The sequence below is a fragment of the Streptosporangium sp. CA-135522 genome (genome assembly GCF_050949235.1).
Lineage (GTDB): Bacteria > Actinomycetota > Actinomycetes > Streptosporangiales > Streptosporangiaceae > Streptosporangium.
The window spans coordinates 1390930-1403872 of sequence record NZ_CP192026.1; the positions used below are offsets into that span (position 1 = coordinate 1390930).

The 12943-nt window shown below is 71.4% G+C and carries 13 protein-coding genes; 8 read left to right on the forward strand and 5 right to left on the reverse strand.

What is annotated here, in order from left to right; all coding sequences use genetic code 11:
• Positions 1-52 precede the first annotated feature (52 nt).
• Together ACQPYK_RS06895 and ACQPYK_RS06900 are read left to right on the forward strand one after the other, a co-directional pair.
• Positions 53-448: a cytidine deaminase gene (locus tag ACQPYK_RS06895; RefSeq protein ID WP_433251937.1), complete on the forward strand. Its 396-nt coding sequence runs from the start codon at positions 53-55 to the stop codon at positions 446-448.
• Positions 449-450: 2 nt separating this feature from the next.
• Positions 451-1731, forward strand: a complete 1281-nt coding sequence (locus ACQPYK_RS06900; RefSeq protein ID WP_433251940.1) for a thymidine phosphorylase — start codon at positions 451-453, stop codon at positions 1729-1731.
• 40 nt (positions 1732-1771) lie between these two features.
• Here the strand turns inward: ACQPYK_RS06900 and ACQPYK_RS06905 are convergent, their stop codons facing one another.
• Positions 1772-2200 (reverse strand): MarR family winged helix-turn-helix transcriptional regulator, encoded by a 429-nt coding sequence (locus tag ACQPYK_RS06905; RefSeq protein WP_433251943.1) that lies wholly within the window; start codon positions 2198-2200, stop codon positions 1772-1774.
• A gap of 60 nt (positions 2201-2260) precedes the next feature.
• On the opposite strand from ACQPYK_RS06905, the gene ACQPYK_RS06910 reads away from it, so the two are divergent.
• From ACQPYK_RS06910 to ACQPYK_RS06930, 5 genes are all read left to right on the forward strand, one after another.
• Positions 2261-3715 (forward strand): MFS transporter, encoded by a 1455-nt coding sequence (locus tag ACQPYK_RS06910; RefSeq protein WP_433251946.1) that lies wholly within the window; start codon positions 2261-2263, stop codon positions 3713-3715.
• A 227-nt stretch (positions 3716-3942) separates the two neighbouring features.
• Positions 3943-4572 (forward strand): AMIN-like domain-containing (lipo)protein, encoded by a 630-nt coding sequence (locus tag ACQPYK_RS06915; protein ID WP_433251949.1) that lies wholly within the window; start codon positions 3943-3945, stop codon positions 4570-4572.
• A 12-nt stretch (positions 4573-4584) separates the two neighbouring features.
• A complete protein-coding gene (locus ACQPYK_RS06920; protein ID WP_433251952.1) occupies positions 4585-4938 on the forward strand; it encodes a cupin domain-containing protein in 354 nt (117 codons plus the stop codon).
• Positions 4939-5128: 190 nt separating this feature from the next.
• Entirely contained in the window at positions 5129-6208 is a 1080-nt protein-coding gene (locus ACQPYK_RS06925) for an adenosine deaminase (RefSeq protein WP_433251955.1), read from the forward strand.
• A gap of 28 nt (positions 6209-6236) precedes the next feature.
• Positions 6237-6845, forward strand: coding sequence for a PH domain-containing protein (locus ACQPYK_RS06930; protein ID WP_433251958.1), 609 nt, complete (start codon positions 6237-6239; stop codon positions 6843-6845).
• Between the two features lie 110 nt (positions 6846-6955).
• Here the strand turns inward: ACQPYK_RS06930 and ACQPYK_RS06935 are convergent, their stop codons facing one another.
• Together ACQPYK_RS06935 and ACQPYK_RS06940 are read right to left on the reverse strand one after the other, a co-directional pair.
• Positions 6956-7339: a hypothetical protein gene (locus tag ACQPYK_RS06935; RefSeq protein WP_433251961.1), complete on the reverse strand. Its 384-nt coding sequence runs from the start codon at positions 7337-7339 to the stop codon at positions 6956-6958.
• A gap of 125 nt (positions 7340-7464) precedes the next feature.
• Positions 7465-8541: a LacI family DNA-binding transcriptional regulator gene (locus ACQPYK_RS06940; protein WP_433251964.1), complete on the reverse strand. Its 1077-nt coding sequence runs from the start codon at positions 8539-8541 to the stop codon at positions 7465-7467.
• A gap of 123 nt (positions 8542-8664) precedes the next feature.
• On the opposite strand from ACQPYK_RS06940, the gene ACQPYK_RS06945 reads away from it, so the two are divergent.
• Positions 8665-10131 carry an amidase gene (locus ACQPYK_RS06945; protein ID WP_433251967.1) on the forward strand — a complete coding sequence of 489 codons (1467 nt, stop codon included), beginning with the start codon at positions 8665-8667 and terminating at the stop codon, positions 10129-10131.
• A gap of 130 nt (positions 10132-10261) precedes the next feature.
• Here the strand turns inward: ACQPYK_RS06945 and ACQPYK_RS06950 are convergent, their stop codons facing one another.
• Both ACQPYK_RS06950 and ACQPYK_RS06955 read right to left on the reverse strand, forming a co-directional pair.
• On the reverse strand, positions 10262-11914 hold the full coding sequence (locus tag ACQPYK_RS06950; protein ID WP_433251970.1) for a phospho-sugar mutase: 1653 nt from the start codon (positions 11912-11914) through the stop codon (positions 10262-10264).
• A 126-nt stretch (positions 11915-12040) separates the two neighbouring features.
• The gene (locus ACQPYK_RS06955; protein ID WP_433251973.1) at positions 12041-12844 is read right to left on the reverse strand and encodes a purine-nucleoside phosphorylase; all 804 of its coding nucleotides are present in this window, start codon (positions 12842-12844) and stop codon (positions 12041-12043) included.
• Between the last annotated feature and the right edge of the window lie 99 nt (positions 12845-12943).

Genomic DNA, 12943 nt, shown 5'->3' on the forward strand with positions numbered 1-12943 from the left:
AGCAAGACGAAGGGCGCGTCGTCCGCGACGCGCCCGTGAGTGGAACGAGCAGATGAACATCGACTGGGCCGCCCTGAAGGCGGCGGCCGTGCAGGCCATGGCGAACGCCTACGCCCCTTACTCCAAGTTCCCCGTCGGCGCCGCCGCTCTGGTGGACGACGGGCGGATCGTGTCCGGCTGCAACGTGGAGAACGCCTCCTACGGCGTCGGGCTCTGCGCGGAGTGCGGGCTGGTGTCCGCGCTCCAGGCCACGGGCGGTGGCCGGCTGGTGGCGTTCACCTGCGTGGACGGGCACGAGGAACTGCTCATGCCGTGCGGCCGGTGCCGCCAGCTGCTGTACGAGTTCGGGGGCGACGAACTGCTGGTGGAGACCGTGGACGGGCCCAAGCCCATGGCGGAGATCCTGCCGTACGCCTTCGGGCCCGACGATCTGAGCCGGGGGGCTTGAGCATGGACGCGATCGACGTCATCGTCACCAAGCGGGACGGCCGCGAGCTGTCCACCGAGCAGATCGACTGGGTGATCGACGCCTACACCAGAGGCGTCGTCGCCGACGAGCAGATGTCCTCCCTCGCGATGGCGATCCTGCTCAACGGCATGACCCGGCGGGAGATCGCCGAGTGGACCCAGGCCATGATCCGTTCCGGGGCCCGGATGGACTGGTCGGCGCTGCCCGGCCGGACCACCGACAAGCACTCCACCGGCGGCGTCGGTGACAAGATCACGCTGCCGCTGGCCCCGCTGGTCGCCGCGTGCGGCGGCTACGTCCCCCAGCTGTCCGGCCGGGGGCTCGGCCACACCGGTGGCACCCTGGACAAGCTGGAGTCCATCCCAGGCTGGCAGGCCTCCCTGTCCAACGAGGGGATGCTCGACGTGCTGGGCAAGGCCGGCGCGGTCATCTGCGCGGCGGGTGACGGACTGGCTCCGGCCGACAAGAAGCTCTACGCGCTGCGCGACGTCACCGGCACCGTCGAGTCGATCCCGCTGATCGCCTCCTCGATCATGTCGAAGAAGATCGCGGAGGGCACCGGCGCACTGGTGCTGGACGTCAAGGTCGGCTCCGGCGCCTTCATGAAGACCGTCGATCACGCCCGCGAACTGGCCACGACCATGGTCGAGCTGGGCACCGACGCCGGGGTCGAGACCGTCGCGCTGCTCACCGCCATGGACCGGCCGCTGGGCCTGGCCGTGGGCAACGCGCTGGAGGTCACCGAGTCGGTCGAGGTGCTCGCCGGCGGCGGCCCCGCCGACGTGGTCGAGCTGACCGTACGGCTGGCACGCGAGATGCTGCAGGCCGCAGGACTGTCCGGGGGCAAGGATCCCGAGCGGGCGCTGAAGGACGGCTCGGCGATGGACGTCTGGCGTCGGATGATCAGCGCCCAGGGAGGCGACCCGGACGCCCCGCTGCCGAAGGCCGCCGAGACCATGGAGATCGTCGCGTCCTCGTCCGGCGTGCTGAGCAGGCTCGACGCCTACGGCGTGGGCCTGGCCGCCTGGCGGCTCGGTGCGGGCCGGGAGCGCAAGGAGGACCCGGTGTCCTTCGGCGCGGGCATCATGCTGCACGCCAGGCCGGGTGACCCGGTCCGCGAGGGGCAGCCGCTGATGACCCTGCACGCCGACGAGACGTCCCGCTTCGAGCGGGCGCTCGCCGCGCTGGACGGCGCCTACGCGATCGGCGAGAGCGCCGACCCGGACCTGCTCCCGCTGGTCGTCGACCGCATCACCGCCTGACCGTCGTCCCCGCCTCCCGCCCGACCGGGCCGGGAGGCGGTCAGGACTGGAGCGCGGGCAGATCGGCGTTCGTGCACGCGGTGTAGGTGGTGGGCTGCCCGGGTGAGAAGATGTCGGCCAGCACGGCGCGATGGGTGGACAGCGCCGCCGCGTGACGTGCGCGGCCCTCCTCGGTGAGGAGGACGGAGACGCCCCGCCGGTCGTCCTCGCACATCCCCCGGGACACCAGCCCGGACTTCTCCAGGCGGGCGATCACCCGCGAGCACGCGCTCTGGCTCAGGTGGACCGCGTCGGCCACCTCCTGGACCCGGTAGGTCTTCCGGCCGCCCTCGGCCATCCGCTCCAGGACCTCGAACTCGCTCATCCCGAGCCGGTGTTTCTCGGAGAGCTCACGCTCCAGCACGCAGGCGGTCGTCGCATGCTTGGCCAGCACTTCACGCCAAGCGCGAACCGCGAACTCCTCGCTCATGACGCGGATCTTACCATGCGTGAACATCTAATGCACACGAATTTAATTCATTTGCATTAGATGCGTCTGCATGTATTGTTGGCCAACATGATCCCCTCCTCCCATGGCGGGCGCTGGGATGCGCGCCTCTGGGCTGCGCTCACCGTGCTCTGCGCCGTTGTGTTCCTCGATGCCCTCGACATCTCGATGGTGGGCGTCGCCCTGCCGTCCATCCAGGCCGACCTCGGCCTGTCCACCTCCTCCCTGCAGTGGGTGGTCAGCGGCTACGTGCTCGGATACGGCGGCCTGCTCCTGCTCGGTGGCCGCACCGCCGACCTGCTCGGGCGGCGCAGGGTCTTCCTGGTCGCGCTGGCGGTCTTCGCCGTGGCCTCACTGCTCGGCGGTCTGGTCAACGACGGCACGCTGCTGATCGCCGCGCGCTTCATCAAGGGAATCAGCGCCGCCTTCACCGCTCCCGCCGCGCTTTCGATCATCACCACGACCTTCGCCGAGGGCCCGGCTCGCAACAGGGCCCTCAGCATCTTCACCGCCTCCGGCGCCAGCGGCTTCTCCCTGGGCCTGATCATCTCCGGACTCCTGACCGAGCTCGGCTGGCGCTGGACGTTCCTGATGCCGGTCCCCGTCGCGATCCTCGCGCTGATCGCCGCGCTGAGGTTCGTGCCCAAGCAGCACGAGGAGCGGGCCGAGGGCGGCTACGACCTCATCGGCGCGACGACCATCACCGCCTCGATGCTGCTGCTGGTGTTCGCCGTGGTGGAGGCCCCCACGGCCGGCTGGGGCTCGGTCCGCACCATCGCCACCCTGGCGGCCGCCGCGGTGCTGCTGGCGGTGTTCGTGGTGGCCGAGCAGAAGGTCAAGCACCCGCTGGTACGGCTCGGCATCCTGCGGTCCGGCCCGATCGTCCGGGCCAACCTCGGCCTGGTGATCCTGTTCGGCTCCTACGTCGGCTTCCAGTTCGTGGCCATGCAGTACTTCCAGAACTTCCTGCACTGGTCGGCACTGGAGACCGCCCTGGCGTTCCTGCCCGCCGGGCTGCTGGTGGCCGTGACGTCCACCAAGATGGGCAACCTGGCCGACCGGTTCGGCACCGCCCGGCTCATCGTGATCGGCTCGGCCGCGCTGGCCGCCGGATACGCCTTCTTCCTGCGGCTGAACGACGACCCCAGCCTGGCCACGCTCATCATCCCCGGCATGATCCTGCTGGGCATCGCCTTCGCCCTGTCCTTCCCGTCGCTGAACATCCAGGCCACCAACGGCGTCTCCGACGACGAGCAGGGGCTGGCCTCCGGCCTGCTCAACACCTCCGGGCAGGTCGGCGGCGCGGTCATGCTGGCCATCGTGACGGCGGTGCTCACCTCCAACACGAGCGCCGACCCGATCAACGGCTTCCGCGCCGCGATCACGGTCTCCGTCATCCTCGGCGTGGTCGGCCTGGTGATCGCCCTCACCGGTCTCCGCCGCCGTCCCCGCCCGGCCGTCGCCGTCGAGGACGAGAAGGTGCTGGAAACCGTCTGAAGACACTCGCGCGCCGTACGGGACGAACCCCGCCCCCGTGCGGCGCGTGAGCCGGCCGCCGCCGGGATCCTCCGATCCCGGCGGCGGCCTCGTCGTTCACCGGGGCGGCTGCGGCGCGCGCTCCGGCTCCGGCGCCGGTGTCCTGTCACCATTCGGACAGTGCGGATCGCGCCCGTGGGGTGAACATCTTCCGGGTCCGGGGCATCTAACGAGCCAGGAGGCCCATCATGAAGCGCACCCGCGTCGCCCTCGCTCTCGTCCCGCTCGTCCCGCTCGTCCTGTTCGCCGCCGGATGCGGCGGCTCCACCGCGCCGCCGGACACCGCGTCCTCGGCTCCGGCCGCCCACACGTCCGCGCCGTCCGTTCCGAACTCGTCGACCCCGCCGTCCACCGCCTCCCCGCGGGCGAGCCTGAAGCCTCCGACGAGCACCAAGGAGGTCGACGTCAAGCGGGCCACCGGCAACCCGCCGACCGTCACAGGGGTCCGTTTCGCCGAGCACGGGGGATTCGACCGCGTGGTGATCGATCTCAAGGGAGACCTGCCGAGCTACACCGTGCGGTGGGTGTCCGAGCTCGTACAGGAGGGATCGGGTGATCCGATCGACGTCAAGGGCGGAGCCTATCTTCAGGTGACGATGACCCCCGCCAGCGCGCACAGCCAGTCGGGCGACCCGACCTGGACGGGAGGTCCGATCTTCCAGGCCGAGCTGGGAAACGTGCAGAACGTGGTCAAGACCGGCGACTTCGAGGCCGTGGTGGGGGTCGGCATCGTCCTCGACCACAAGGCGGCCTTCCGGGTGACGGAGCACAGGAGCCCCAACAGACTGGTCGTCGACGTCGCCCACGGAAGCCGATGACAGACTGGCCCGATGGTACGCAAAATCGACAGCGCCACGCGGATCCCGGTTCCGGGCGGCAAGACGATCGACGAATACGTCGGCAGGGTCAACAGCGGTGACAGCGGGATCTCGATCGCGCACATGAAGGCTCCGGCAGGGTGGGACGAGCCGGCCCAGACGCCGGAGTTCGGCGAGTACACGCTGGTCCTCAAGGGCACGGTCATCGTGGAGCACGAGGAGGGCACGACCGAGGTCGGCGCCGGGCAGGCCTTCGTCAGCGAGCCCGGTGAGAAGATCCGCTACAGCTGCGGCCCCGAGGGCGCCGAATACGTCGCGGTCTGCCTGCCCGCCTTCTCACCGGAGACCGCCAACCGCGAGGAGTGACCACGGTGGCCGCGGGGCCGTACGGTCCTCGCCTCGTCGGCCCTCGGGGTCATCGGCCTGCGCCGGGCCGTCGCTCACGGCGCGGCGTGCGGCCGTGCCGGATGTCCCGGGGCCGGAACGCGGCCACGCGCGTTCGCAGATCACCGGTCAGGCGCCCGGCGGTCCGGGCGTCCGACGGTAAGGTGATGAAATGAGTCAGCTACCCACTCTTGAGGAGATCCGCCGGGCTCCGAAGGTGTTGCTCCACGATCACCTTGACGGTGGCCTGCGGCCGGAGACCATCATCGAACTGGCCCACCGGTCGGGCTACGACAGGCTGCCCACGACCGACGTGGACGGCCTGCGGGCCTGGTTCCGGGAGGCCTCCGACTCCGGCTCGCTGGAGCGTTATCTGGAAACCTTCGACCACACGGTCGGCGTCATGCAGACGCGCGAGGCGCTGGTCCGGGTCGCCGCCGAGTGCGCCGAGGATCTGGCGGCCGACGGCGTGGTCTACGCCGAGGTGCGCTACGCGCCCGAGCAGCACACCTCCGGGGGCCTGAGCCTCGAAGAGGTGATCGAGGCCGTGCAGGAGGGGTTCGGGGCCGGCTCCGAAGGACGCGGCATCCGGGTCGGCACGCTGCTCACGGCGATGCGTCATCAGGCCAGGTCCATGGAGATCGCCGAGCTCGCGATCCGCTACCGCGACGTCGGCGTGGTGGGCTTCGACATCGCCGGAGCCGAGGCGGGCTACCCTCCCACCCGCCACCTCGACGCCTTCGAATACCTCCAGCGGGAGAACGCCCACTTCACCATCCACGCCGGCGAGGCCTTCGGCCTGCCGTCGATCTGGCAGGCGATCCAGTGGTGCGGTGCCGACCGGCTCGGTCACGGCGTCCGGATCATCGACGACATCACGGTGTCCGGTGACGGCGAGGCCAAGCTCGGCCGCCTCGCGGCCTATGTCCGCGACAAGCGGATTCCGCTGGAGATGTGCCCGACCTCCAACCTGCAGACCGGCGCCGCGACCTCCATCGCCGAGCACCCGATCGGGCTGCTTCGCCGGCTGAACTTCCGGGTCACGGTCAACACCGACAACCGGCTGATGAGCGGAACCTCCGTCTCGGAGGAGTTCGCCAAGCTGTCGGAGGCGTTCGGCTACGGCTGGGACGACATGCAGTGGTTCACGATCAACGCCATGAAGTCGGCGTTCCTGCCGTTCGACGAGCGCCTGGCGCTCATCAACGGCGTCATCAAGCCCGGGTTCGCGCGGCTCAAGTGGCAGGCGTGAGCGGGACCGTACGAGTGGAGTGAGCTGGATGAAGCAGGTGTTCCGGTCGAGGGTCGCGCTGGTTCTCGGCTGGATCTGGATGGCGTTCGCCGCGGGCAACGCGGTGGACCTGATCCTCCGCTACAGCGGGCCGTCCTCGCTGGTCGCCGCGGCGGTGCTGGGGGTGCTGACCGCGCTGGTCTTCATCGCCTGCCTGCGCCCGGCGGTGGTGCTGGCCGAGGACGGCGTGCTGGTCCGCAACCCGCTCAGGAACACCTTCGTGCCGTGGGAGAAGGTGGACGAGGTCACGGTCTCCCACGCGATCAAGATCACCTCTGGTGACGGCGGCGTCCGCTGCTGGACGCCGCAGACCTCCGCTCGCGAACGGGCGGCGGCCGTACGGCGGGCGAACCCGGCGAGCACCGGTGGCCGCTACCGGACCGAGCCGGTGCGCTCCAGAGGGGAGCAGGCCGCGGCCGAGGCGCTGGCGGGCAAGACCCACGCCGACTGGGTGGCCGAGCAGATCACCGAGCGCGCCGAGGCCGCCAGGCGGACGGCCGCAGGGTCCGGGCCGATGAAGGTCACCTGGGCTCCGAGCGCTCTGGGCGCCCTGCTGGCCGCGCTCGTCCTGGTGGTCGCGGCGGTCGTCGTCTCCTGACCGGGCCGGCGGGGCTCCGGTGGCCGAAGGGCCGATGGGAGAGCCGGCTCTCCCATCGGCGACAACGGCCGCGGGGCGGTCGGGTCAGATGCTCACCCGGTGCCGGGTGCTCACTGGACCGGGCTGATGGACTCGGCGATGATGCTGCCGCCGCTGTTCCAGACCCGGATCCGGCTGTAGTACTTCTGGCTGCTGTCGTACCAGTCGGCCTGGGCGCCCAGCCAGCCGGTGTGGCAGCTGACGCTCGTGCTCCTGATGGTGCCCAGGTTCCTGTCGGTCAGGGCGATGGACACGCGGGAGCACCCGGACGGGATGCCGTTCAGGTAGCCGTCGGCGACCACGTTGCCGCTGCCGTTCACGCTGATGCAGGCCCGGACGGTCGAGCCGTTGCAGCCGCCGGCCGCGTGGGCGGGGGCCGCGGTGGCGGTGAAGGCGGCGGCCAGGGTGGCACCCGTGGCGAAGAGGGTCGCGATGGTGCGGCGTTGGTTCTTCATGTCTCTCCTTGATCGAGATCGGAACGATCAAGATCTACAGAGTCTTTACGGCGACAAGATCAAGGTCAGATGGCCGGGGCGTGAACCGGAGCCGAACTGACCAAGATCACCGACGGCCGGATCCGTCAGTCCAGCAGGCTCGACTCCCGGATGACGAGCGCGGGAGGCAGCAGCCTGGACTCGGCCGTGTTCCCGGCGAGCAGGCGGACGAGCATCTCGACCGCGCCGCGCCCCATCTCGTGCACCGGCGTGCGGACCGAGGTGAGCGGCACGGGCAGTTCGGGGGCGAGGGGCGTGTCGTTGAAGCCCGCGATCGCGATGTCCGTGCCGACCATCAAGCCGTGGTCGCGGGCGCACCCGGCGGCGCCGATGGCGGCGAAGTCGTTGACGGCGAATATCGCGATGGGGGCGGTCCGGCCGCGCAGGATCCTCTCGGCCGCCCGCCTGCCTCCCGCGGTGTCGAACGCCGACTCCACCACCATGCTCTCCGGGATGGTGATGCCGGCCTCCTCGTAGCGGGCGGTGAAGCCGGCCGTCCGGTCGACGGCGGTGCTGGCGTATGAAGGGCCGGCGATCACGGCCACGTTCTCGTATCCCCTTTCGAGGAAGTGTTCGGCCACCAGCCGTCCGCCCAGACGGTTGTCGCAGGTGATCGCGGGGTGGTCACCCACATGGCGGTTGACCAGCACGAAGGGGATCTCCTGGGCGGAGATGCGATCGAGCAGGCCGGTGTCCTCGCGTCCGTCCGCGAAGATCAGCCCGTCCACTCGCCGGTCGAGCGCCATGTTCGTGCGCGCCTCCTGGATGCGCGCGTCGTCCTGGGTGTTCGTCACGAACGTGGACAGCCCGTGGTCGGTCGCGGCGTCCTCGACGCCCTCGTAGATGAAGGCCAGCACGGGGTCGGAAAGCCGGGGGACCAGCACGCCGATGAGGTTGCTCCGCTGTGTCCGCAGGCTCGTGGCGTACGGGTTGGGCCGGTAGCCGAGGTCGTGGGCCAGCTCGCGGATCCGCTGGGCCGTCCGGCTCGACGCCGCACGGCCGCCGTCGCCGGTCGAGCCGTTGAGCACGCGGGACACGGTGGAGACGTGCAGCCCCAGCCGGTCCGCGATCGACTGCAGCGTCGTCGGTCTCGCCTTGCCGGCCACGACGTCTCCGCCTTTCTCGCAGGGGCGCGCCTCGAACCTTGACGGGAGGCGTCCCATCGTCGCATGATACCCAGACCATTAACCCAAACGTTTGCGTGATTGCCGTCATGTTGCCCAAACGTTTGGGCCACGCCCCAGATCTGCGCTCCGACCTGCGGGCACGGCGGAGAAGAGGCACCGATGACCGAAGACCACAGCCACCGGATCGAAGAGACGGCCGCCTCGCGGCCGGTGAGTCCCGTCCGCGATCCCGTTGTCCAGCGCGAGCCGCAGGCCGGTATCCAGCGCGAGTCGCAGGCCGGCGTCACCGGCCGGGCCCGGGGGTTCTTCGCCGGACACACCCTGGCAGATCTGGGCCGGATGCTGCGCGGGGGCGTGCTCACCTCGGTCGACGCGACCGAGCGGGCACTCGCGGCCATCGGGGAGCTCGACGAGCGCCTGGGCGCCTTCGTCACGGTGGACCACGCGGGCGCGCTCGCCGCCGCCCGGTGCGCGGACGCCGAACTCGCCGCCGGCGTCGACCGGGGACCGCTGCACGGGATACCGGTGGCGGTGAAGGACAACATCGACGTGGCCGGGCTCCCCGCCCGGGTGGGCACGGAGCACTTCGCCGATCGGGTGCCGACCCGGGACGCCGAATGCGTCGCCTCGCTTCGCCGGGCGGGTGCGATCGTCGTCGGCAAGACCACCACCCATCAGTTCGCCTATGGGCCGACGGGGGACCGCTCGGCCGGCGGCCCGTCGCGCAACCCGTCCGATCCCGGCCGGATGTCCGGTGGTTCCAGCGGGGGCAGCGCGGCCGCGGTCGCCGCGGGCATGGTGCCGCTCGCGCTGGGCACCGACACCGGGGGTTCCATCCGGATACCGGCCGCGCTGTGCGGAGTCGCCGGGTTCAAACCGGCATACGGCGTGATCTCGGCCGACGGGGTGTTCCCGCTGGCCCGTTCGCTCGACCACGTGGGGGTGCTCGCCGGCACGGCCGATGACTGCCGGGTCGCCTACCACGTCCTCGCCGGCCTGCCGGTGGCCGGGGATCCGCCCGCCGGCCCTCCGCCCCGCGTCGGATGGGTGCGCCCGCGCTCGCTGGTCGAGACGGACGGGACGGTCGAGGAGATCGTGCGGGGCGCCCTGGAGTCCCTGGGCGGTGACGTGGACGAGGAGATCGACTTCCCCGACGCCGCGGCCGCCGCGCGGGCGTTCGCCGCGATCCAGGACAGCGAGGTCTACGCGGTGCACGCGGAGAGGGTCGCGCGGCAACCCCATCTCTTCGATCCAGAGGTGCTCGAGCGACTGCGTCAGGCCGGCCGGACGGCGGGATGGCAGCACGTGCGCGCGCTGGCCGAGCGGGAGCGGATCGCCGAAGAGGTGTCGGAGCTGTTCGACCGATTCGACGTGCTCGCCATGCCGACCGTGCCCGTCGTCGCCCCCGCGCTCGGGACGCGGACGATCGACATCGACGGGCGACCGGTCGCGGTCCGCGCCGCGCTCCTGGGCCTGACCAGTCCGTGGAACCTCCTGGGCCTGCCCGCGCTGAGCATCCCGGCGGGAACGGTCGGCGGGCTTCCCACCGGCCTGCAGCTGATCTGCCCGGCCGGTCGAGAGCGATCGATGTTCGCCATGGCCGTCCGGCACGCTGAGCCAGCATGATCCCGGTCACCGCCGTGGGTTCGCGCCGTCCGTGGGTTCGCGCCGTCCGTGGGTTCGCGCCGTCCGCGGGCTCGCCGTCGGCGGGAACGGCGGAGCGTGAGAGCCGTCCCCGCCGGGACTCCGGTGGGGACTAGAGGCCGAGGGCGACCGAGAGGTCGGCTTTCAGGGCGTCGAGGTCCTGCGCGGCCCGCTCCCGAGCCTCGGCGACCTCGCCCGTGACCGGCGCGACGACCTCCAGATAGCACTTGAGCTTGGGCTCGGTGCCCGACGGGCGGACGACGACGCGGGCGCCGCCGGACAGGCGATAGCGCAGGCCGTCGGTGGGCGGCAGACCGGTGGAGTCCGCGCTGCCCTCGCTCAGGTCCTCGGCGGACTCGACCTTGCGGCCGCCGAGCTCCACCGGCGGGTCGGCGCGCAGACGGGCCATCGCGCCGGCGATCAGGGACAGGTCCGCCACCCGGACGGAGAGCTGGGACGTGGCGTGCAGGCCGTAGCGGCGGGCCTGGTCGTCGAGGAGGTCGAGCAGGGTGCGGCCGTCGAGCTTGGCCCGGGCGGCCAGCCCGGCGACGGTCAGCGCCGCGCCGATACCGTCCTTGTCGTGGACGGGCAGGCCCGCGCCGGAGCCGACGCTGTAGCCCAGGGCCTCCTCGTAGCCGAAGACCAGCCCGTCTCCGGCCTTCATGATCCACTTGAAACCGGTGAGGGTCTCGGCATGACGCACGCCGTAGGTGGAGGCGATCTTGCCGAGCAGTGAGGACGAGACGATGGTGGTGGCCACCAGCCGCCCGTCGCCGGAGGTCTGCCTGATCACGTGTTCGCCGAGGAGGGCGCCCACCTCGTCGCCGGTCAGCATCCGGTAGCCGCCGTCCGGCAAGGGGACACCCACCGCGCAGCGGTCGGCGTCGGGATCGTTGGCCAGCACGATGTCCGCGTTGACACTCCGGGCGAGCTCCAGCGCCAGGTCCATCGCGCCGGGCTCCTCCGGGTTGGGGAAGGAGACGGTCGGGAAGTCCGGGTCGGGCGCGGCCTGAGCCTCGACGGTCGCCGGGGCGCCGAAGCCCGCGGACCGGAAGGCGGCGGTCAGCGTCGCGCCGCCCACGCCGTGCATGGGGGTGTAGGCCACTCGCAGGTCACGGGCGTCGCCGAGCGGAAGCGCGGTCACCGCCTCCAGATAGGCGGCCACGACGTCGTCGCCCAGCGTGATCCAGGCGGGATCGCCGGGAGAGCCGAGCGGCAGGTCGGAGACCGGGCCCACGGCGTCGATGGCCGCGGAGATCTCCGAGTCGACCGGTGGCACGATCTGGGAGCCGTCGTTCCAGTAGACCTTGTAGCCGTTGTCCCGTGGCGGGTTGTGGCTGGCGGTGACGGTCACGCCCGCGTCGGCGCCCAGGTGCCGGACGGCGAAGGCCAGCACCGGGGTGGGCAGCGGCAGGGGAAGGACGGAGGCGCGCAGCCCCGCGCCGGTCAGCACGGCGGCGGTGTCGTGGGCGAAGACGTCGGATTTGTGCCGGGCGTCGTAACCGATCACGACATGCCGGCCCGGACCGAGGACCCGGGCGAGACCGGCGGCGGCGCGCATGACGGTGACCCGGTTCATCCGGTTGGGGCCCGCGCCCAGCTCTCCCCGCAGACCGGCGGTGCCGAACTCCAGCCTGGTTCCGAACCGCTCGCGCAGCGCGTGCTCGTCACCGCCGTCCAGCAGCGCGGTGAGCTCTGCCCGGGTCTCCGGGTCCGGGTCCTGAGCCAGCCAGGACCGGGCAAGCCGTACAAGATCGCTGCTCATCGTCACCCCTCGCTCCCGGGTGACGGCCCGTCCGCTCAGCGGGCCGGTCACCGGTCGTTCCCGCGGCCCGCCGTGCCGATCGCGGGTCTTGCCACGTTTGCCGGCGACCTTGGATCGCGGGCCTTCCTACAGCTTGTCGACGACCCTGGCCAGCAGGCCGCCCATGCGCGCGGCGGTGGCGCGGCCGACCTCCAGCACCTCCTGGTGGTTCAGCGGCTCGCCCACCAGCCCGGCGCCCGGGTTGGTGACCAGGGAGATGCCGAGCACGTCGGCGCCGCCCTCGCGGGCCGCGACGGCCTCCAGCACGGTGGACATGCCCACCATGTCGCCGCCGAGGATCCTGCACATGCGGACCTCTGCCGGGGTCTCGTACGTCGGGCCGCGGAAGGCCACGTAGACGCCCTCGGCCATCGACGGCTCCACCTCGCGGACCAGCTCGCGCAGGCGCGGGGTGTAGACGTCGGTGAGGTCGACGAAGGTGGCCCCGGTGATCGGGTTGGCGCCGGTCAGGTTGATGTGGTCACTGATCAGCACCGCCTCGCCGACCTGCTGGGTCTCCGGGCGCAGGCCTCCGGCGGCGTTGGTCAGCACGACCGTGCCGACGCCGGCCCGGATCGCGGTTCGCACCCCGTGCACGACCGGGTCCACACCACGGCCCTCGTAGAGGTGGGTGCGGCCCAGGAAGATCAACGCGGTCTTGCCCGAACCGGTGCGCACCGCGCGGATCTTGCCCGCGTGGCCGGCCACGGCGGGCGGCGCGAAGCCGGGCAGGTCGGTCACCGGGATCTCGGCGATCGTCTCGCCGATCGCGTCGGCGGCCGGGACCCAGCCCGAACCCATCACCAGGGCGACGTCGAAGGACTCGACTCCTACGGCGATCTTCAGCGCGGCCGCGGCTTCCATGGCGAGTGCATAAGGGTCATTGCTCACGTTGCAGAGCGTACTCGCCGTTCTCGGTCGATCGGGCCGGAGAGCACGCCGACATGACCGTGGCGCCCTCCCGGACGTCACGGGCCCGCCGGCGGAGCG